Source organism: Mycobacterium sp. 29Ha, from assembly GCF_032883055.1.
GTDB lineage: Bacteria > Actinomycetota > Actinomycetes > Mycobacteriales > Mycobacteriaceae > Mycobacterium > Mycobacterium gallinarum.
Map to the genome: position 1 here is coordinate 61,627 of NZ_JAMQTI010000010.1, position 21,158 is coordinate 82,784.

General features: G+C 68.3%; 15 protein-coding genes. All 15 read left to right on the forward strand.

The window, feature by feature from the left end:
* The first annotated feature begins 218 nt into the window (after positions 1 to 218).
* The 15 genes from M1248_RS14870 to M1248_RS14940 all read left to right on the forward strand — a co-directional run bounded on the left by M1248_RS14870 (position 219) and on the right by M1248_RS14940 (position 21,048).
* A complete protein-coding gene (locus M1248_RS14870; protein ID WP_317148850.1) occupies positions 219 to 1,292 on the forward strand; it encodes a hypothetical protein in 1,074 nt (357 codons plus the stop codon).
* On the forward strand, positions 1,289 to 2,833 hold the full coding sequence (gene eccB, locus M1248_RS14875) for a type VII secretion protein EccB (protein WP_317148851.1): 1,545 nt from the start codon (positions 1,289 to 1,291) through the stop codon (positions 2,831 to 2,833). Before M1248_RS14870 ends, eccB begins: the two co-directional genes overlap by 4 nt.
* The gene (gene eccCa / locus M1248_RS14880) at positions 2,830 to 7,056 is read left to right on the forward strand and encodes a type VII secretion protein EccCa (RefSeq protein WP_317148852.1); all 4,227 of its coding nucleotides are present in this window, start codon (positions 2,830 to 2,832) and stop codon (positions 7,054 to 7,056) included. Before eccB ends, eccCa begins: the two co-directional genes overlap by 4 nt.
* 70 nt (positions 7,057 to 7,126) lie before the next feature.
* Positions 7,127 to 7,423 carry a PE family protein gene (locus M1248_RS14885; protein ID WP_317148853.1) on the forward strand — a complete coding sequence of 99 codons (297 nt, stop codon included), beginning with the start codon at positions 7,127 to 7,129 and terminating at the stop codon, positions 7,421 to 7,423.
* A 3-nt stretch (positions 7,424 to 7,426) separates the two neighbouring features.
* Positions 7,427 to 8,626: a PPE family protein gene (locus M1248_RS14890; protein ID WP_317148854.1), complete on the forward strand. Its 1,200-nt coding sequence runs from the start codon at positions 7,427 to 7,429 to the stop codon at positions 8,624 to 8,626.
* Between the two features lie 149 nt (positions 8,627 to 8,775).
* Positions 8,776 to 9,066, forward strand: a complete 291-nt coding sequence (locus M1248_RS14895; RefSeq protein WP_317148855.1) for a WXG100 family type VII secretion target — start codon at positions 8,776 to 8,778, stop codon at positions 9,064 to 9,066.
* A gap of 38 nt (positions 9,067 to 9,104) precedes the next feature.
* Complete coding sequence (locus M1248_RS14900; protein ID WP_317148856.1) at positions 9,105 to 9,404, forward strand: WXG100 family type VII secretion target; 300 nt, start codon at positions 9,105 to 9,107, stop codon at positions 9,402 to 9,404.
* A gap of 96 nt (positions 9,405 to 9,500) precedes the next feature.
* Positions 9,501 to 10,415, forward strand: coding sequence for an ESX secretion-associated protein EspG (locus tag M1248_RS14905; RefSeq protein ID WP_317148857.1), 915 nt, complete (start codon positions 9,501 to 9,503; stop codon positions 10,413 to 10,415).
* 120 nt (positions 10,416 to 10,535) lie between these two features.
* Entirely contained in the window at positions 10,536 to 12,251 is a 1,716-nt protein-coding gene (locus tag M1248_RS14910) for a hypothetical protein (RefSeq protein WP_317148858.1), read from the forward strand.
* The gene (gene eccD, locus M1248_RS14915; RefSeq protein WP_317148859.1) at positions 12,248 to 13,858 is read left to right on the forward strand and encodes a type VII secretion integral membrane protein EccD; all 1,611 of its coding nucleotides are present in this window, start codon (positions 12,248 to 12,250) and stop codon (positions 13,856 to 13,858) included. Before M1248_RS14910 ends, eccD begins: the two co-directional genes overlap by 4 nt.
* Positions 13,858 to 15,552, forward strand: a complete 1,695-nt coding sequence (gene mycP / locus M1248_RS14920) for a type VII secretion-associated serine protease mycosin (protein WP_317148860.1) — start codon at positions 13,858 to 13,860, stop codon at positions 15,550 to 15,552. The genes eccD and mycP overlap by 1 nt, the downstream gene beginning before the upstream one ends.
* Positions 15,553 to 17,163, forward strand: coding sequence for a type VII secretion protein EccE (eccE, locus tag M1248_RS14925; RefSeq protein ID WP_317148861.1), 1,611 nt, complete (start codon positions 15,553 to 15,555; stop codon positions 17,161 to 17,163).
* Positions 17,164 to 17,222: 59 nt separating this feature from the next.
* A complete protein-coding gene (gene eccA, locus M1248_RS14930; protein ID WP_317148862.1) occupies positions 17,223 to 19,124 on the forward strand; it encodes a type VII secretion AAA-ATPase EccA in 1,902 nt (633 codons plus the stop codon).
* Positions 19,121 to 19,270 (forward strand): hypothetical protein, encoded by a 150-nt coding sequence (locus M1248_RS14935; RefSeq protein WP_317148863.1) that lies wholly within the window; start codon positions 19,121 to 19,123, stop codon positions 19,268 to 19,270. The genes eccA and M1248_RS14935 overlap by 4 nt, the downstream gene beginning before the upstream one ends.
* A 29-nt stretch (positions 19,271 to 19,299) precedes the next feature.
* Positions 19,300 to 21,048 (forward strand): hypothetical protein, encoded by a 1,749-nt coding sequence (locus M1248_RS14940; RefSeq protein ID WP_317148864.1) that lies wholly within the window; start codon positions 19,300 to 19,302, stop codon positions 21,046 to 21,048.
* The last annotated feature ends 110 nt before the right edge of the window (positions 21,049 to 21,158 follow it).

A 21,158-nucleotide genomic window follows, 5' to 3' on the forward strand; every position in this document is an offset into this window, starting at 1 on the left:
GACCTCGGCGACGCCAAGCCTTATCGCCAGCCACGCGCCGAGGCGGCTCCAATTTGGTGTCCCGAGGGGTCGCCGGGCGCGGTTAGGTTGGTTGGGTGACGGCGTCGTGGATGTGTCAGCCGGCAGGGTCAGCTCGTTGGCAGCACGGCGCGGATTTGGCGGTAAGTCGCGTGGTTTTGGTGTGGTTGCGGCCGCTGGTGGCCGGTTAGCGTGGGTGGGTGAGTGGCTCGGTGAGTGCCTACGTCGTGCAGGTGGACCGGGCGCTTGCTGCTGGGCAGGGGTTGTTTCCGGCCTCGACCGGGCCGGGCTCGGTCAGTGGTGGGGAGCCGGCGGTACCGCCGGCTCCGTCGCGTAGCGGGCTGAATGTTGGCGTCAGCGGTGCGGGTGAGGATTACCGGGCCAACTGGCGTGGCGTGAGCGCTCTCGATGTGCAGACCAATGGTGGGGCCGCCGACGGCCGCGCCGAAAACCAGCGCGGACAGGCCGGCGCCACCGGAGTCCGTCAGACCGCGCAGTCGCAGGCCGCGGCGATCGCCCCGGCGACCGGGTCACCGGCCGGGGTGAAGCTGCTGGTCAGCAGCATGGATGAACGCCTGGCGGCGATGCAGCGCGAGATCGAAACCACCAAGGCCCAAAACCGGCTGCTGGCAACGCGGTTACGCCAGATCGCCGCGGCCTACCGCTCAGCGGCCGCACCGATGACCGGCATGGGCGGGGCGATGGGCGGGCGCGGTAGTGCACCTGCTGGCCTCGGCGGCTTCGGCAGTGGGGGCGGGCTGTCTAGCCTGGGAGGGTTGGCCGGCGGCCCGATGAGCGCGATGTCGCAGCTATCGGGGCTGCCGGGCGCGGGCGCGCGCACCGCTGGGGTGACGGTCAACAGCGTGCACGGGCCGCTGCCGCCGGGTAAGGCCTCGGAGAAGGGGCTGCAGAAGGACACGATTCTGGTGAATCGTGTTGTGTCGGCGGCGTTTCCGCAGATCCAGGAGATCGGCGGATACCGGCAGGACAGCTTGCACTGGCATCCGGATGGTTTGGCGCTCGACATCATGATTCCGGGCTCAAACACCCCGGCCGGTAAGGCGTTGGGTGATCAAGTGCTGAGCTTCTTGATGACCAACAAGTCGACACTGGGCGTCGATCACGCCATCTGGCGCCAGGCAATTCATTACGACGGCGGCGGCGGCCAAATGATGGAAGACCGCGGGTCGCCGACGGCGAATCACATGGACCATGTTCACGTGGCCACCAAGGGTGGTGGCTACCCGCGCGGGGGCGAGGTGTATCGGATTTGAGCGAACAGCAGCAGGGTTCGGCGGTTGTCGACGAGCCCGACGAACGTCAGAAGTCGGGCCGCGGCCTGGGGCATGCGACCCGGGTGCAGGTCACCGCGCATCAGTTCAATGCGCGCCGGGCGGCGCTGGGGCTGACCCTGCGGCGGGTGGGGATGGAGACCGAACCGGGGCGGCGTCAGTCGATGGCGATGCTGGCGTCGGTGACGGTGACGGCGGTGATTTGTTTGGGCGCTCTGTTCTGGTCGATTCTGCGGCCGGCCGGTTCAGTGGGCGAGTCCCGCATTATCGCGGATCAGAACACCGGGCAGGTGTATGTGAAGGTTGGCGAAACACTTTATCCGGCTTTGAATCTGGCGTCGGCGCGGTTGATCGCGGGATCGGCGGACAATCCCGTGCGGGTGCGGCGCAGCGAGATCGATTCTCGTCCGCGCGGCGCGATGGTGGGCATCCCGGGCGCGCCGTACTACACGACCCCTACCGCGCCGCTGCGCTCGTCGTGGCTGGTGTGCGATGCGGTAACGAAGGCGTTCGGGGCAGGGGCGCCGGAGCCGGTGACGGTCACGGTGATCGATGGCCAACCGGACATGTCGGATCGGCGTCGGGTCCTCGATAAGCGCGATGCGGTGCTGCTGCGCTACGGCGATGATGTGTGGCTGATCCGCGATGGGCGGCGCTCGAAGGTGGATCCGTCGCAGCGGCCGGTGCTGTTGGCGCTGGGGGTGTCGGGGGAGGCGATCACGACGGCGCGGCCGATGAGCCGGGCACTGTTTGACGCGATTCCGGTTGGCGCGGCTTTGACGGTGCCGAATATCGCGCACGCTGGGGAGCCGGCGCGCTTCGAGAATGCGCCCGGGCCGGTCGGCACGGTGGTGTCGACCCCACAGGTGGGCGGTTCGCCCGCATACTCGGTGGTTTTGGTCAATGGGGTGCAGCAGATTTCGCCGATCGTGGCGCAGATCCTGCAGAACGCCAACGGATCTGGCGCGCCAATGCCGGTGGTGGCGGGTCCGGTGTTGGCGGCGATGCCTTCGGTGACCAGTCTGGATGTGTCGGTGTATCCCGATGAGCAACTGAACCTGGTGGACACCCAGATGAATCCGGCGACGTGCTGGTGGTGGCAGAAGAACGACGGCGAGCCGCGGGCGTCGACGTCGGTGGTGTCGGGGCCGTCCATTCCGGTACCTGCCGACCAGGCGGGCAAGGTGGTGCCGATGGTCAAGGCCGATAAGTCGGGCTGGCAGGCCGATCGGGTGTTCTTCGGGCCGGATTACGCCAACTACGTGATCAGCACGGGCAATGATCCGGCCGCGGCGACCCAGGAAACATTGTGGTGGGTTTCTGAATCGGGTGTGCGGTTCGGGGTGGAGCGCAGTCAGGAGGCGCTGGGGGCGTTGGGGTTGACGGCGCCGCCGAAACCGGCGCCGTGGTCGGTGCTGCGGCTGCTGGCGCCGGGGCCCACGCTGTCGCGCGCTGATGCGCAGGTGCGCCACGACTCGCTGCCCGTCGATGTCAATGTTGGGGAATTGGAGCAACCTAAATGACCAAGCTGGGGTTTCCGCGCAGCACACCGGTGCCACCGCCGGCGGAGATTAAACCGGAGCCGGTGGCATTGCCGACGCCGCTGAAAGTGCCTCCGCCAGAAGGCAAGCCGCTGTGGATTGTGGTCGTGGCGATCGGGGTCATCGGCCTGGTGCTCGGCGTCGTGGTGATCTCGTTCGCCAGCGGCGCGCGCACCTTCAGTGGCGGGTACGCGCTTTTTCCCATCCTGATGGTGGTGGGGGTGTTGGCGATGCTGTTCGGCGGGCGGTTCGGCGGCGGCAATGCCCAGCACATGTCGCGGGGCAAGATGGACTCGCTGCGGGCCCGCTACATGCAGATGCTCGACGAGCAGCGCGAACAGGTTGATCGCGCCGCTGACCGGATGGACGCCAACTATCGCTGGTATCACCCGCAGCCTGCGTCGCTGGAATCGGCTCTGGGTGGGCCGCGGATGTGGGAGCGCAATCCCCAGGGCAAGGATGAGTGGTTCGGGGTGGCGCGCGTCGGGGTGGGCATGACGTCGCTGACCGAGGCGGGCGCGGTGAATTTCGCTGAGCCCCAGGATATGCCGACGCCGATCGAGATGGAGCCGGCGACGGGCAAGGCGCTGCAGGAGTTCGTGCGTTACCAGAGCGTGGCCTATGGCACGCCGGCGCTGATCTCGCTGCTGGTCGAGCCGGGCTATCGGCTCGACGGCGATCGGGAGCGGGTGCTGGCGCTGATGCGGGCGATCGTGTGCCAGCTGGCGTTCTCCCATGGCCCGGATCACCTGCGGCTGATGGTGGTGACCGATGATGCGCCCGCCTGGGACTGGGTCAAGTGGTTACCCCATGTTGGAGATGTGCGGGCCGAGGACGCCAATGGGCCGGTGCGCATGGTGTACCGGTCGGTGGCCGACTTCACCAGCGCCCACCTTGAGGCAGTCATCAAGGGCCGCAAGGCGTTTAGCCCGCGGCATGCGGCGAAGAAGGACCCGATCGCTCCGCTTCCCCACACGGTCGTCATTAGCGATATCGAGGACACCGGCTGGTATGCGGTGGCCGGGCATACCGGTGTGGAGGGGGTGACGTTCTTCGATCTGCGCGGCGGGGTTCCTACCTGCCAGGGCGCGGCGCGGCTGCTGCGCGTCGGCGCTGACGGCGTCATCGATGCGGTGCCACGGGATGCGATGACGTGGGCAGCCTACGAGGAGGACGGGCTGAAGTTCTTCGCGGTGGCCGACCGTGTGGACGCGGTTGACGCCGAGCGGTTCGCGCAGACGATGACGCGCTGGCGGCTGGCCGAGGCCTATGAGGACACTGACGACGGCAGTGGGGCGCTGTTTAGCCGCCCCCGCGACATCATGTCCTACTACGGGATCACCGATGGAGCCGACATCGATTTCAAAGCGTTGTGGGCCCGCAGCGACATCAACTCCGTTGAGCGGCTGATGGTTCCGTACGGCAACCGGGCCGACACCGGTGAGTTGATGGTGCTGGACATGAAGGATATGAACGATGGCGGTGACGGTCCGCACGGCGTGATGACGGGCACGACCGGCTCGGGTAAGACGACGTTTTTGCGGACGGTCAATCTTGCGCTGATGCTGGGCCACGATCCGCAGGACCTGCAGATGGTGCTGGCTGACTGCAAGGGCGGCGCGGGTGTGAAGCCGTTTGAGGGCTGCCCGCATGTGGCCAACGTGATTACCGACCTGGAATCTGATCAGGGCGGGCTGATGGACCGGTTCATCGACGCCTTGTGGGGCGAGATCGCGCGGCGCAAGCAGATCTGCAACGACGCCGGCGCTGATGATGCCAAGGAGTACAACCTGATTCGTGCCGAGAAGGCACGTGAAGGCACGTTCCTTCCGCCGCTGCCGGTGCTGATCGTGGAGATCGACGAGTTCAAGGAGTTGTTCCGGCTGCGCTCGGACGCGCAGGAAGTGCTCGACCAGATCTGCCGGCAGGGCCGTTCGTACTGGGTGCACCTGCTGATGGCCAGCCAGGACCTCGACACCCGCGCCGAGAAGCTGCTGGAGAACGTGGGCTATCGGCTGGTGCTGCGCGCCAATACCGCGGCCAGCGCGTCGGCGGCCGGGGTTCCAGCAGCGGTGAACCTGCCCAAGGAGGTCGGCCTGGGGTACTTCCGCGGCTCGGCTAGCGATACGACAAAGTTCCGCAGCGAATCACTGTGGCGCGATTACCGCAGGCCAGGCGTGGACGGCGAGGACGTTATCGACGTGTCGGCATTGGGCGGCGATTACCTTGAGCCGCAACTGTTTACCGTCGCCTACGCACCACTTCCAGTGGCTTCTGAGCCGCAGGCCGAGTCGAACGGCGAGGTGGATCTGGCTGCGGAGCTCGACGGCGCAGGCAGCGATGACGATGAAGGCGATGCGTTGCGCAAGCCGAAGTTGGGCTTGGTGATCCGCGATCAGTTACGCGCAGTCGACTTCGAGCCCTACCGGCTGTGGTGCCCACCGCTGAACAGGCCCCGCACCATCGAGGAGCTGGTCGATATGTATCTGGGCCGGCCCTGGGATCGCGACTATGCCGCCGGAGCTGATCTGGTGTTTCCGGTCGGGCTGATCGACCGCCCGTACAAGCACGATCAGCAGCCGCTGCTGGTTGATGCGGCGGGGGAGGGCTCCAACGTGTTGATCATCGGCGATCTCGGGTCGGGCAAGACGACCGCACTGCAGGCGCTGATCTGCGCGGCCGCTATGACCCACACTCCTGAGCAGGTGCAGTTCTACTGCCTGGCGTTGTCGTCGGCGGCGCTGGGCACGGTGGCCGGGCTGCCGCATGTCGGCGGGGTGGCCTATGCGCTGGACGAGGACGGTATCCGGCGCACCGTCGCCGAGATGATGGAGCTGCTGCGCAAGCGGCAGCGCAGTTTCGCCGATTGCGGGATCACCTCGCTGGAGGACTTCCGGGCGCGCAAGTTCGCCGGGGCTCCCGGGCAGGTGCCCGATGACCCGTACGGCGACGTGTTCCTGGTGGTCGACAACTACGCCGCGCTGACCGACGAGACGTCGTCGCTGCGGGGCAAGGAAGTGCTGCAGGCCCAGATCAACAAGCTGATCACCGACGGGCGCAGCTACGGCATTCACGCGATGGCCTCGGTCAACAAGAATTCCAACCTGCATCCGCACGTGCGGGATGCCTGGCCCCAGCGCATCGAGCTGCGGCTGGCGGCGGAATCGGATACCCGCACCGGCCTGAAGATGCGCGATTTGGCCAAGGTGCCGAAGCGGGCGGGCCGGGGCATGGTGAAACAGAACTATCCACGCGAGGGCTTTGAGCCGGTCGGCTTGCACACTCTGATGGCACGCCCGGCGCTGCGCGACACCGCGGACTCGGTGTTCGACTCGGCCAGTGTGGTGGCGGCGGTGCAGCGGCTGGCCGCGGGCTACCGCCCCGCTCCAGGGGTTCGGCGCCTGCCCGCGCGGGTGGACCTACCCCAGGTGGTGGCGCTGGCCCGCGACCGCGGTGTGGGCGGGATGGTGTACGGGGTCGACGAGTTCACCGCGCCGGTGACGCTGGACACCGCGCGCGAGCCGTTCCTGGTAATCACCGGTATGGCTCGCTGCGGTCGCACCACGGCGGCCGCGACGCTGATGCGCGAGATCGCACGGATCTATGCGCCGGGCGGCTCACGGGCTACTCGAGCGCCCGGCGATAAGCGCCCGCTGGCGCAGGTGTGGCTGATCAGTCCGGACCGCAAACTTCTGCGGGTGCTCGGCGAGGACTACGTGGAGCGGTTCGCCTACCGGGCCGATGGCGTGCGGACATTGGCGGCCGAGCTGGCGGGGGTGCTGCATGCCCGGCAGCCCGAGACACAGGACGCGCTGTCGGTCGCGGCGAACCTGACCCGCAGCTGGTCGGGGTCGGAAATCTTCTTGATCATCGACGACGCGGAGAAATTGCCGGCGGGCCTGGATTCGCCGCTGGCGCCGCTGGCCGAGGCGGTCAAGTCGGCCGAGGACGTGGGCCTGCGGGTGATCTACACCCGCGGATTCGGCGGCTTCAGCGGCGCCCATCGAGCCGATCCGGTGATAGCGGGAATGCTGTTAGCAAACACGCCACTGCTGGTGATGGATTCGGACCCGGATGAGGGTTTTGTGCGTGGTCGGTGGAAGGGCCACGACATGCCCACCGGCCGCGGATTCCTCATGAATACCGCTGAAGCGGGAAAATATGTGCAGGTGGGATGGGTTTCTGTCGATCAGGTAAACGGATGAAACTGGCGGCAGCATAGGGGTGTATACACCGCTATGATTCTTGCAAGGTCAAAAGTTCGGGAGGGTTTGCATGTTTGTCTCAACAGATCCGGCAGCAATGACCGCTGCGGCCAGCGGCCTGCAGGTGATCGGCTCGACAGTGGTGTCGGGCAATGCCGCTGCTGCCGCGCCGACGACGGGTGTGATACCGCCGGCGCCGGAGCCGACGTCGGCGCTGCTGGCCGCGTCGTTTGCTACCCACGGCGGGGTGTATCAGGCCGCCGCCGGTGTGGCGACCGCGTGGCACGAGCTGATGGTGGCGATGCTGGGCACCAACTCGGCGTCGTATGCGGCCACCGAGGCGATCAACGCCGCGGCGTCGATGTAGCCCATGGTCGGAGTGGCGTTTGGTGCCGATTACGGTGGGCTGCCGCCCGAGATCAACTCGGGGCGCATCTGGGCGGGCCCGGGGTCGGGCGCGCTAGCAGAATCGGCGGCAGCGTGGCAGGCGCTAGCAGCCGAGATGGGATCGGCTGGGATGGCGATGCAGGCCGTCCTGGAGGCGCTGGGCACCTCATGGCTGGGGCCGTCGTCGATGACGATGGCCATGGCCGCCGCCCCGTATGTGGCGTGGATGGTGGCGGTGGCCGGCCAATGCCAGGAGGCCGCGGTGGCGGCCGGGCAGGCGGCGATGGCGTTTGAAGCCGCCCACGCCGGGGTGGTGCCACCGCCGGAAATTGAGGAGAACCGGACCCGTCTGGCCGCGCTGATCGCCACGAACTTCCCGTTCAACCAGAACGCGGCGGCAATCGCGGCGACGGAGGCCGACTACGACCGGATGTGGGCCCAGGACGCCACCGTGCTGTACGGGTACGCCACCGATGCGGCCGGGGTGACCGGCTCACTGGTGCCGTTCATGCCGCCGGCGGCGACGGCCAATCCGGCGGGTTTCGCCGGGCAGGCCGCGTCGGTGGCTCAGGCCAGCGGCACCGCGGCGGGCAATGTCGCGGAGAAGGCATCCACGGCGGGCACGCAGGCCAGCCAGATGGGCGGCACGGATGCCCAGACCATGTTGTCGATGGGGCCGCAGCTGATGGGCACCATCCCCAGCGTGCTGCAGGGTTTCGCGCAGCCGGCGATGGGCGGCTTGTCGGCGCCGATGCAAAGCCTGGGCCAGTTCGGGTCGCTGATGTCTCCGTTTATGGGGATGATGGGCAATCCGGGCTTGACCAGCGGCCTGGGCGCTGCAGCTCCGGTGGCTGCGGCCGCTGGCGGGCCAGCACTGGGTGCGGGCATGGGTGGCCTGGGCGGTGCCGGTGGTGGTATTTCGGCGGGCCTGGGCGGTGCCGGGCGGCTGGGCGGTTTGTCGGTTCCGGCCACCTGGGCAGCCAGCTCGCAGGGCGGCGCAGTCGCCGCCGAACCGCTGTCGGTAACCGGAGGCGCCAGCGCCGCGGCCGCCCCGGCGAGCGGCGGCGGTGCGGGCATGGGTGGTGGGGCTCCGGTGGCGGCGATGGCGCCGCGTGATTCCGAGGGCGGCAGCGGCGAACCCCGGTATGGAACGCCGGTGCGAGTGCTACCGAGACCGCGATGATCACGGCGTGGCGGCGGGCCCGCGGAGGGGGGACGATTCTTTTTTGGCAATAACTCGATGACCGTTGCAGTGGGACAGGCGGTCAGTAGACTTCAAAAGTACGGCAGCAAATTCTTTTGCCACCATATAAGTCCAGTAAGGAGCACCAAATGAATTTGATGACGGATTCGGGCGCGATGCGCGATTACCAACGTCGATTCGCCACTCACGCCGACACAATCGAGGCCGAGTCGGCCAAGGCTTACGCCTCGAGTCAGAACATCTCAGGGGCTGGCTGGTTCGGCAGCGCCGAAGGCGCCTCTATGACAAGTGTCGGCGATATGCAGAAGGCGTTCAACAACATTCGCGACATGATGCAGCACACCAGCGACCAACTCGGCCGCAACGCTGACCAGTACGACGAGGGCGAGCACAACGCCACCGCGACGCTGTCGAGCTAGTCCATCCGAAATACGTTTCAAGACAAGGAGATACACCGATGCCTTCACCAGGCTCTCTGAGTTACCACTTCGACGATGTTCACAGCCACGGCGCGACGCTGAAGGGTCAGGCGGCGGCGTTGGAGGCCGAGTACCACGCGATTATCGCCGACGTGAACGCCGCCGCCGACATCTGGGGCGGCGCCGGCAGCACGGGCTTCCAGCAGTTCGTCGCCGAACTGAACCGCAACTTCCAGACCATCTTCATGGCCCTTGACGAGCACGGCGCCAAGGTCCAGACCGTCGGCTCGAACATGCAGTCGCTCGACCAGAGCATCCAAGGCGGCTGGTCGATCTAGCGCGGGAGACCTCGTCGGCCCGAAAGGCTAAGCGGCGGCACCCTGTTGGACAGGGCGCCGCCGCTGGTCGTATCAGGACTTAAGGAGAACCACATCATGTGGGCGGAATCAACCGAGGTGACACCCGACGTCACCGTCAACCTCGAGGGGCTGTGGCTCTTGCAGGCGCTGCTCGGAATCCCCACGCTGGCACCGGAATTGCGTCTGCGCCCGTACGGGGCGGCTCGCTCCAATGACTGGCAAGTCGACCATCCTGGGATCGAGCTGCTGCGCGAGCAGGGTCTGGTCGACGACACAGGTCAGGTGCTGAGTCAACTCGCCTCGCGGCTGCAGGTGTTGGCGGCCCCCGATGTCGAGGTGGCCGTGCTGATTTCCCGCGGCGGGCCGCTGGCCACCGCGCAGATGAACCTGGACGACCCTGCGACGTGGCGCGCCATCCCCGACGATCAGTTGCGAATTGTGTTGGCGCGCCGGGGCGGTCGGTGGGTTTCGGCGGCACGGGCGGGCGAGGACGTCACGATTGATGACGTGGCCGGCGGGGGTATCGAGTGGCTGGCGGCGGTGGTCTGCGGTCAACTTGATGTGGTGCACCCCGCCGCACCCTCGCGTATACCGGCGCTCAACGTCGCCGTCGAGGACCTGATGTCGGTCGCCGCTGAACGTGCGGCGATGCCCGCTGATGCGCCGGGCCGTGACATGTCGCTGCGCACACTGGGGGTTTCAGGTGCGGCGCTGGCCGAGCTGGCCGCGGTGATTGACTCACCGGTGGCCGAAGCGGTGATGTATGCGCGCGGCTACCTCGACGGCGATATCCGGCCGGGCCGGACGGTGCTGGATGTGCGCGACACCGAGGCCGGGCGAGTGGTGATGTATCAGATGGCGGCGGTACGCGGGTCGGGGCAGGACTGGATGACGATCGCCCCGGCCTCCGGCGCGCAGGTGGAGCAGGGTGTGCGATCGGTGTTGGCGAGCGTTGACGTGGCGAATTGGGACACTCACGAACGGATGTGAGGGGTCAAGAAAATGGGTTTTCTCGATAAGTCTTGTTTGGCCGTAGTTAAGCGGAAAAAGCCGCTTTAGACTGGCCCTACAGGGGTTTTCCAAGACAAATATTCTTAGGGGTTTGTTTCCATGGATCCGGACTTCATGACCCGCTATCTGCCCGAACAGGGACCAGAGCGGGAAGCGGGACAAGGGCACGCTGAGCCGGTCGGTGAACCCGACCTCGGCGAAGCACCCTCTATCGGCGAGTCGCCCTCGCTGGGTGAGGCCGGCGCGGACGTCGAACGCGACGAGCGCGACGACCACACCGCGGTGCTGCCGCCCGACGCGGTCGCACGGGTACGCACCGGTCGGCCGCCGAGCCCTGCGCCCGAAGCTGGCCCAGCACCGCAGGCCCCGCCTGCCCCGCCGGGCGCGGCCGGCCCGCACCACGAGACCGTCCGGACACACCCACGAACGCACGGGCCCGACGACCCGTCGGCCCGCGAGGGCGGCCCTGCGCACGGCCAACTGTCCGGCGGATGGAAGCCCGCCCCCGATCCTGAGCGCACCACCCCGGTGGAGCCCGCCGCGCAGGAGCCCGCGGAGTCCCACCCGCTGGCCGGACGCCCGCCCGAACGCGGCAACGCCCGCCGGCCGGAGATCGGCCCCGACGCCGAGCAGCCCGGCCCGCTCGCGCCGGGCTACGGAGACCCGCGTTACCCGCCACCGCAGCGCCAGCCCGGCGGCTATCACAGCGGCCAAGCCCACAACGGCGGGGCGGCCGCTGGGCGGCCGGCGCGGGTACCACCGCCCGGACCGTCCACCGGGCCGCAGCGACGCGCGACCCAGCCGCCGGGACGTCACGGTCCACCGGCGTGGCAGTCCGCAGAACCCTCGACGAGCGCCAGCGCGGGCTGGACGCCCAACGCCGCGCCACCGTCGCATTTCCGTCCCGATGAGCTGACGAAGTCACGAACCCTGCCAGCCGAAATGGGCTGGCGCAAAGCGGTTTACGTTGGCACAGGGCACCTGATCAACCTCGGCGCAGGCCCGGCTGAGCGCACGCTGCGCGATCAGATCGCCCTGATCGGCTCCAACATTCCCGGCAACTATTCGATCGCGTTTGTGTCGATCAAAGGTGGTGTCGGCAAGACCCGCACCACCGCCGGAGTCGGCACCGTGTTTTCGACCTATCGCACCGAGCCGGTGCTGGCGATGGACGCCAACCCCACCTATGGCAGCTTGGCCCGTGTCATCGACCCGGCAACGACAGCCTCGATTCGCGAGTACATGGCCGACGAGCAGGTCCACACCTACCCGAAGGCGCGCAGCTACACCGGCAAGAACCCGCAGGGGTTGGAGGTGCTGGCCGGCAACCAGAACGTGGCCAACCCGCTGGCGCTGTCGGATCAGCTGTTCATCGACACCCTGGACAGCGTGCAGCGCTTTTATCAGCTCACCCTGATCGACTGCGGCAACCACATCGAACACCGGGTGATGAAGGGCGTGTTCGGTTCGGTCGACGCGCTGGTCATCCTGGGCACGATGAACTACGACGGGGCCGAGGCCGCCGAAAAGACCCTGGAGTGGCTGGCGGTACGCAACATGCAGGACCTGCTGGATCGCTCGATCCTGGTGCTCAACGACGTCAACCGCTGCTACAACAAGGCGTTCTACAAGACGGTGCATGACCGGTTGCGGTCACGGGTGGGCGCGGTGACGACGGTCCCGTTCGACCGGCATCTACGCGACGGCGCCGAACTGGACTTCGGGGCCCTGCGGCGGCGCACCCAGCTCGCCTACATCGAGATCGCGGCCTGGCTGGCCCAAGGGTTCGCGACCGCACGGGCGGGCGCGCGATGACCTCGGTTGCCCACCGCTCCGAAACGACCGCGCCGCCACCGGAACCGTCGCGCCAGTCCCGGCGGGTCCGCGTCGGGCTGCTGGTCGCGGGCGTGCATATCGGGATCGGCGTGGACGCATTGGCGCCGGTGGCCGTGCAGATCCAGGCGATCGTGGATTTGGCCAACGCCCATTTGGGTCAGATCGGCCAACCCCGGCTGGCCGCGACCGGCAGCCGCGATGTGGCCAAGAAGGACAGCGCGCCGGTGCGGGGCCGCTGGGCGCTGTGCTGGGTGGACGGCACCCCGCTGTCGCCCAACCGATCACTGACTGATCAAGGCATCGTCGACGGTACCCAGCTGTGGCTGCGGTTCATCGACGACACCGAAGCACGCAAACCCGTGATCGAGGCGGTGACCACCGCGGTCGCCACCGAGCTGCGCAAGCACTGGAAAGACCTCAAGCCGGCGTTCGGCACACGAGTCGGCACGGCGATTCTGGGTGCCGCCGTCGTGATAGTGCTCGCGGTGCTGGCGCGGTGGCGCTTCGGCCACCCCGACTGGCTGGCCGGCGCAGCTGCAGGCGGTCTGACGCTGATGCTGCTGATCGCGGCCGCTGTGATCGGCATCCGATCCGCGCGCCACCGGCGCGCAGCCGCCCGCGACGGCCAGCCCGATCAGAACGTCGCCGACGAGCTGGCTGCCGAGCTGGTGTTGGCCGATGCGCTGCTGCTGATGGGAGCCGCCGCCGCCGCGGTGACGGCGGTGCTGGCGGTGCCCGGCCCGCTGGGCGCCCCGCACGCGGCGTTCGGCGCGGCGATCGTGCTGGGCGCCGCCGCGCTGATCATCCGGTTCACCGGCCGCCATATCGCCTGGTGCACAACGGCGATCGTGCTCGCGTCTGCCGCGCTGGGCACCGGGTTGGCCCGGGCGCTGTGGATCACCTCGGCTCCGGTGCTGCTGTGCATCGTGCTGCTGGCGGCCACGGTGCTGATCAAATGGACACCCAACCTGGCCCGCCAAGCCGCGCGGATTCGGCTTCCGGTCTTCCCGTCCCCGACGGGCCAATGGGTGTTCGACACCCGACCGGATTTGCCCAGCACGGTGGTGGTGGCCGGCGGCAAAGACCCCGAGCTCGACGGGCCGGAGTCGGTACGCAACGTCGTGGTGGCAACCGACCGCGTCCACAGCTATCAAACGGGTCTGCTGGCGGGACTGAGCACACTGGTGGCGATCGCCGCGGTGGGCCTTGCCGACCCGCACACCGATCGACGGTGGCTGCCGCTGATCATCGCCGGAGTGTGCGCGGGCTGGCTGGTGCTGCATGCACGCTCCTATACCGACCGCTGGCAGGCCACCATCTTGACGGTGGCCGGAGTGACGATCGTGGCCGCAACCTCGGCGCGCTACGCCCTGGAGCTGTGGACCGCCCCGACACTGCTGATCACCTGCGCGGTGACGGTGGCCATCCCCGCGGCCGGGCTGATCGCGGCGATGGTGGTGCCCAACAGCTTCTACACGCCGGTGGTCAAGCAGGCCGTGGAATGGCTGGAATACGCTCTGCTGCTGACGATCTGGCCGCTGGCGTTCTGGCTGATGGACGTCTTCGCCGCCATCAGGTACCGATAATGACCCCAACGACGAGCCTATTGCGTGCCAGCGCATCGGTCGGTGCGGTGTGCGCGCTGGTGAGCCTGTCGGCGCTGTGCGGCACACCCACGGCAGCCGCAATCGGGCCCCCGACAATTGATCCGGGCGCAGTCCCTGCTGACGGGCCGCCCAGCCCGCCCGAAGAGATGCGCCAGGGCGCCTACTGCACGCGGGTGTCCACCATGCCCGACACCGACTATCGGGTGCAGCCCAAGTACATGGACATGCTCAACCTGCCCGAAGCATGGCAGTTCGGCCGCGGCGCGGGGGTGACGGTGGCGGTCATCGACACCGGTGTCAGCCCGCACCCGCGCCTGCCCAATCTCGTAGGGGGCGGCGATTACGTGGTCGACGGGGGCGACGGTCTGTCCGATTGCGATGCACACGGGACGTGGGTGGCCAGCCTGATCGCGGCCGAACCGGCCGACGGCAAGACACCGCTGCCGCCGCCGCGCGAAACCCGCCGACCCGACCCGGTGCCCACCACCGAAGCGCCGCCTCCTCCGCCGCCACCACCGGTCCCGACGACGATCATTCAGCAGGTGCCCGCACCGGCCCCGCCACCTCCGCCGCCGCCTGAGGCCGCTCCGGCGGCCTACCGCGGCGATGCCGACGGGCCGGCGGTTCAGCTGGTGAGCACCGAGGTCAAACTCGCCCCACCCGACGACAACCCGCCACCGGCACCGCCACCCCCGCCGCCGGCGGGCAACATTCCGCCCGCCGATGGGTTCTCCGGGGTGGCACCCGATGTCGGGCTGATCTCAATTCGGCAGTCCTCCAAGGCGTTTAGCCCCAAGGATGCCTTCGGTGAGCAGGACCCGGCGCTGCGCCGCAAGGCCGGCGACATCTCCTCGATGGCCCGCGGAATTGTCCACGCAGCCAACATGGGCGCCAAGGTGATCAACATTTCGCAGGTGTCGTGCATGAGCGCACTGAACATCGTCGATCAACGCGAGCTCGGCGCGGCGATCTACTACGCCGCCGTGCAAAAGGATGCGGTGATTGTGGCGGCGGCCGGCAACACGGCCAACACCGATTGCAAACAGAACCCCATCTATAACCCGTTGACCCCCAACGACTCTCGCGACTGGGCGGGTGTCACCACGGTGGTCACCCCAGCGTGGTTCTCCGACTACGTGCTGACCGTGGGCGCGGTGGACTCCACCGGAGCGCCGCTGTCGAACCTGTCGCTGGCCGGGCCGTGGGTGTCGATCGCCGCGCCGGGCACCGATGTGGTCAGCCTCTCGCCGCGCGACGACGGTCTGATCAACGCCTCCGAGGGCCCCGACAACACGATGGTGCGACCGGAGGGCACCTCGTTTTCGGCGGCCATCGTGTCCGGAGTCGCGGCGCTGGTACGCGCGAAGTACCCCGATCTGACCGCCCACCAGGTGATCAACCGGCTGATCCGCACCGCCCGCCCGCCCGCGCGCGGAGTGGACAACCAGATCGGGCACGGCATCGTCGACCCGGTGGCCGCGCTGACCTATGACGTGCCGACAGGGGAAGCCGTTGCACCGGCACGCCTTTCGACACCGCTGATTCTTCCGCCGCCCCCGGTGGGCCGCGATATGACCCCGGTCTGGGTGGCCGTAGGCGGGGTCGGCGCGGTCGCGCTGCTCTCGGCGGTGGTGGTCGGCCTGGCGGCCATGGCCCGATCAAGGAGCGACTAAATGAAGCCGATGTTTCCGCTGGGATTGGCGCTGCGCGATATGCGGGTCATCACCGCGTTCGTGGCGGCGGTGGCGGTGCTGTGGGCGGGCACGTTTGTGCACGGGCCGTGGGTGGTGTGGGTGTTCGCCGCGACGGCGACTCTGGTGGTGATGCTGATCCTGGTGACGTGGCGGCGCGCCCCGTTGTCGAGGCTGTTGGGCCGCTGGGCCGCCCGCCACCGCCCGGGCCGCACCGCCCCGGATCTGCGCGCGGTGCCCGCGGCCATCGATCACCGGCTGCGGTGGACCGACGCTCAGGCCGCGCTGCGCGCCGAGGGCGATGAACTGGTGGCCGTGGTGGCCGTCGACGGCCCCTCACACACCCCGTCGGCGCTGGATAACCACCGGGTGCAGTCGGCGGCGACGCTGCCGGTGACGGTCATCGCCGACGCGCTGAGCCAGTTCGATGTGACCCTGGCTGGTATCGATGTGCTGTCGGTGGGTCGGCGCCGCGCCCCCAAAACGCATCATCACTACGCGCAAACGTATTCCGGGCACGTCGCCGACCACGGCGCTGTCGGTCGCCGGCGCACCGTGTGCGTGCTGCGGATGAACAGCCTGGACAACGCCGCGGCTGTGGTGTGCCGGGATTCGCTGGCCGCCACACTGGACGCGTGCGCCCACCGGCTGGCCACCGAACTGAGTGCGCGTCATCTTCCTGCCCGGGTGGTCGCGGCCGAGGAGCTCGCCGACATCGACGCGATCCTGCCCGCCGGGCTGGGTCTAGACGCCGGTCGACCCCGCTGGGGAGGTGTGCGCCACGCCAACGGGTGGGTGTCGACGTACTGGGTGTCGCCGCGCGACATCAGCACCTCGGCGCTGGAGCGGCTGTGGGCACCTGACACCGATTACACCGCGACCGCGCTGCAGCTTCGCCCGGCACCCGATGGCGGTGTGGCCGTAGGGCTGTTGGTCCGCTATGCCACGGCCGGGCCACAAAAGCAGCCGCCGCTGACCGGACTCAACCCGCTGTCGGGCCGCCACGATCTGGGTGTGCGGGCCGGGCTGGCTGGCGCCCGTACCCCGGCCATCACCGCGCCGCATCGGCGTTTGGAGGCCGGCGAGGAGATCAAAGCGCCGATCGGGGCGTCGGGAATCATCGTGGGCGCCACCCTCAAGGGCCACCCGCTGCTGGTGGACCTGGCCGCGGCCGCGCCGGGGGCACGCTCGACGGTCACGGTTGCCGGCGAGGTCGCCTATGTGGTGCAGCTGGCCATGCGCAGCGCCGCGATCGGCTACCACGTGTTGGTGGTCAGCGCCCGCGCCCAGTATTGGCGCGAGGCCAGCGCGCCGGGGCTGCGGGTGGTTGGTGCGATTCCTGAGCAGCTGCCCGACGACGGGCGCGGCATCATGGTCGTCTATGACCATGCCAATGCGCCGGCGACCTCGAGCGCGGCGATCACCATGCGCATCGTCGCCCCGGGCACGGCCAGCGTCGCCGACGTGCATTTCGAGCAGGATTCGGCGCGCACCGCGGTCATCCGCACCGCCGATTTCCAGTCCCGCATCAACATCAACGTCGAGTCCGAGCGCAACCTGATCAAGTGGCGTCCGCGCCGACCGGCCGCCTAGACCGACCGGGGTTTGACTCACGTCCGACCGCACGCAGAAGAAGGGGACAGTCACAACACATGAGCAGCGTGGACGCCTCCGCTACCGAGACCGCGCGCACCGCGTTCACCCGCGGTCTGCTGGCCTCAGGGGTCAGTGTCAACGGGCTGATGCCCAGCCACAACGAGGAAGTGGCCGACAGGATGTTCCGGCAGGCCACCGAGGCTGATCCGGCGATGTGTGATGCGTGGCTGGCCCGGGTCATCGCCGGCGACGACTCGGTGGCCGTGTTGGCCGGGGCGTGGCAGTGCCGCGAGGCGATGGGGTGGGAGACCCGCCGGCTGGGTGTGCTGGCCGGCAGTTTCACCCCGCTGGTCTACGACGGCTTGTTCGCGCGGCTGGAGATCACCTCGGAGGCCTCGCTGGGCGCGGCCTATGCGGTGGTGCTGGCCCGCGAGGGCCGCTACCGCGACGCCGATGTGCTGCTCGATCAGATCAACACCACCGATCCGTTCGACGCCGATCTGTTCGTCTACGCCCACGGGCTGGTGCATTTCCGGGCGCAACGCTGGTCTGATGTGCTGGCCGACTTCCCGGCCGAGAAGCGGTGGCGCAAACCGGTGTACGGGGCGGCCGCGGCGGCGATGGCCACGACCGCGCTGGCGTCGCTGGGAGTGTTCGAGGACGCGTTTCGCCGCGCCAAACTGGCGATCGATGGCGATCTGTGTCCGCAGGCGGCCACCGTCGCGCTCTATACGCAGGCGATGTGCCTGCGCCATCTGGGCAAGGAAGACGACGCGGTGCAGCTGCTGCGCCGGGTGTATTCGCGGGATTCAAAGTTCGCCCCGGCGCGCCAGGCCCTCGATGACCCGACACGCATGCTGGTGCTGACCACCCCGGAGGCCATCGAGGCCCGCACCGATCCGTGGGATCCCGCCAGCGCCCCCTCGGCCAAGGAAGCCGAAGCGGCCAAGCACGCCGACGAAGCTGCACGGTATCTGGCCGAAGGTGAAGCCGAGCTGGACGCGATGCTGGGGATGGCCGCCGCCAAGCGCCAGGTCGCGCTGATCCGTTCGACGACAAAGGTGAACCAGGCCCGCGCCCGGGTGGGCCTGCCGGTGTCGGTGACCTCCCGGCACACCATGTTGCTGGGGCCGCCGGGGTCGGGCAAAACGACGGTCGCGCGGGCGCTGACGATGCAGCTGTGCGGGCTGGGTGTGCTGCGGCGCCCATCGGTGGTGGAGACCAAGAAGTCAAAGCTGGTGGGTCGCCACCTCGGCGAAACCGAGAACACCACCCGCGAGCTGCTCGAGCGGGCGCTGGGCGGGGCGGTGTTCATCGACGAGATGCACAACCTTTACGACCAGGGCTATTCGCACGGCGACCCGTACGGCACGGCGGTCATCGAAACGCTGCTGCCCTATTTGGAGGATAACCGCGACGACCTGGTGGTGTTCGGCGCCGGGTATCCCAAAGCGATGGAATGCATGCTCAGCGCGAATCAGGGTCTGCGGCGACGGTTTTCGACCACGATCGTGTTCGACTCCTACACCCCCGATGAGCTGTGGGAGCTCACGGGCGTGATCGCCGCGCGCGACGAGGACATCGTCGACCCCGCCAGCGAGGAGGTACTGCGCCCGGTGTTCGCGCACTACTACAACGAGCGGTCGCTGACACCGGACGGCGACGTCATCCGAGGTGTGGACTGGCTCGGCAACGGCGGATTCGTGCGCAACGTGGTGGAAAAGGCCCGCGATCACCGCAATCAGCGCATCGACACTCCAGAACTCGACGAGATGCTGACATCAGATCGCCTCGACGCTGCTGATGAGCGGCTGCTGTTGGCGCTGCGCCAGCTCACCCGCGAAGACTTCGCCGAGGGCCTGTCGATGGCCATCGCCGATGCCGAACGCAGCCGCGCCGAAGAGGCGGCCCAGACGGGTCCTGAAGGCCCACCCACCCCGGCCGAGGGCGAGCGGTGAACGCTCCCGTCGCGGCCGCAGCCGAAACCGCCACCGCCGCATCGCATCCGGCTACGGTGTATTTCGGTCGCCAGCTGCACCTGTTCGGTGTGCCGCCGGAGCATTTCCTGCCCGACCCCACCGAACAGTCGCCCGATCTGCACTAAAGCTGCGCGTGCTGGCGGACAATAGGCCGGTGACCGAGCTCGCGTCGAGGACCTCGTGGGACGAGGTGGACACGCGCGCGGACACACCGATTCAAAAACTGGTGGCCGGATTCGACGAAATCGGCGAGGTCGCGATCCCGTACGCGCGGCTGCCGCGCCGGCTCCGCAAGGTGTGTGCGGCCGACTTCTCGTGCTGGTCTGATATCGGCGGGCAGTCGGCGGCGTCGCTGCTGAACCGACCTAGCGTGGGAGTGGGCGCGGTGCGGGCGTTGTTGGAGGCAGCCACAGATGCCGTCGCGGCGCGGCGCGCGGCCGCAGGTCGCCCGGTTGGGGCTGTCGCGGCGGTGCAGCGGCTCCTGGATCAATTCGACGATCTCGATCGGGCGATCCTGTCGGGGCGGGTGTGGGCGGCGCGGCCGCAGACGACGTACGCGATCGCGGAGCGCCTCGGTGTGGCGAGCGTTCGCATTCAGCGCAATCAGCCACGCGCGCAGGCCCGGCTAGCCGAACTACTCGCCGAGCCCGCGCACGAGGAGGTCGCGGAGCACGCGGAGCTGCTGCGCGACCGACTGGGCCCCTACGTGCCTGCCGACGTCGTCGACGCCGAGCTATGTCGCCTGGACGTGGACCCGTCCAGTGAAACCGCGCAGGTGCTGCTATATCTTGCCGGGCCCTACGTGCAGACAGGCAACTGGTTCGAGAACACGAAAACGTCTGGGAAACAGCACGTCGTGGCCGCCGTCGATGCGGTGTTCGGTCGGTGCCCGGCGCCGTCGACTGCCCGACTCCTGGAGGCTTTGACGAGGCTGGGGATGCCCCACGAGGTCGCCGCTACCTACCTGCAGACCCGGGTGGCGCTGCGGCGCTTTGACGATGTCTGGGTGCGGTGGGGTGAGTCGATTCCCGACAGGGCAGAGGCACTGCTGCACGTGCACGGGGCTCCCGTGACCGCCGAGGACATCCTCGCCGGAATCGGCGCTGAGACAACGGCTTTGCGCGGGGTGCGCGAAGCGCTATATGCCGATGACCGGTTCGTGCGCGCCAGCCGTCTGACGTGGGGCCTGCGGACCTGGCGCATCGACCCGTATCGGGGGGTCTTCGATGAAATCGCGACTCTGATCGACAGCTCGGGCGGATCGATGAAGATCGAGGATGTGGTAGCCGATGTGGTGGCCCGTTTCCCGGATGTGGCGGAGGGCTCCGTTAGGAGCTACCTGGGCACCCTGGCGTTCGTCACCGCCGGCGGGCGGGTCCGCCGGCGTAATGACAGCGACGCGTTGCCGCCGGTGCCAGCCCTGAGGACGGCGCCCGGCGCATTCCGCAACGGCGACAAGGAGATTCGGCTAGCGGTCGAGGTCACCGTCGACACATTACGAGGCTCCGGGTTGAAACTTCGCCCCGCTGTAGCTGCCGCGCTCGGGATCGACCCTGGGCAGCGACGGGTGTTCAACAGCTCCCACGGTGATGTCGCGGTGATCTGGCGGCTGTCGTCGCCCAACGGGCCCAGCATCGGTTCGCTGCGACCGGCGGCGCTGGCGACCGGCGCCAACCTTAAGGACAGCTTGGTGCTCGCATTCCGGCTCGATGACGAGTCGATTCAGTTCGACCGGATCAGCGCCGAACTCACCGGACGCCAACGGCTTAGGCTGCTGCTCGGCCGCACCGTCCGTAACCCGCTCGCCGCACTAGCCGCCAGCCTGGATTGCCGACGCGACGACGTCGCAGCGGTACTGCGCAGCCGCGGCGATCACGACCTGGCCGACCTCATCAGCGACTAGTTGAATTGGCGCTTTTTCGTTGGGCACCCTGCGTCGAGCGGGCACTCCAGCGCAGTCCGTGGAACGGGCGATATCCGCTCAAGGGATGGGGCGATCGAACGATACTGACG